Annotated in this window: 1 protein-coding gene; it reads left to right on the top strand. The window is 47.3% G+C overall.

Features of this window, described 5'->3' with window-relative positions; genetic code table 11:
- Positions 1–281, top strand: a 281-nt coding sequence (locus R0J88_RS19580) for an Ig-like domain-containing protein (protein ID WP_410900809.1), incomplete at both ends; no start/stop codon positions are given.

Genomic DNA, 281 nt, shown 5'->3' with positions numbered 1-281 from the left:
AACCCAATCAACGATGCCCCCGTTGCCACTGCTGATACTGCAACCATGAATGAAGATGCAGCGCCTATTACTATTGACGTACTCGCTAACGATTCAGATGTGGATGGCGATAGCTTAGTAATAAGTACTGCGAGCGCTGATGTAGGCACGGCAACTATTGTAAATAACCAAATTCAGTACACGCCTGCTGCTAATGCAAACGGCGTTGCAACGGTAACTTACACTGCGAGCGATAATAACGGTGGAACGGCTAGCAGCACATTAGCGATTACTATCAACCC

This window comes from Pseudoalteromonas sp. SIMBA_162, assembly GCF_046535955.1.
Taxonomy (GTDB): domain Bacteria; phylum Pseudomonadota; class Gammaproteobacteria; order Enterobacterales; family Alteromonadaceae; genus Pseudoalteromonas; species Pseudoalteromonas marina.
The sequence above is the reverse complement of the archived record's forward strand: the minus strand, read 5'-3'. Positions and strand labels throughout refer to the sequence as shown.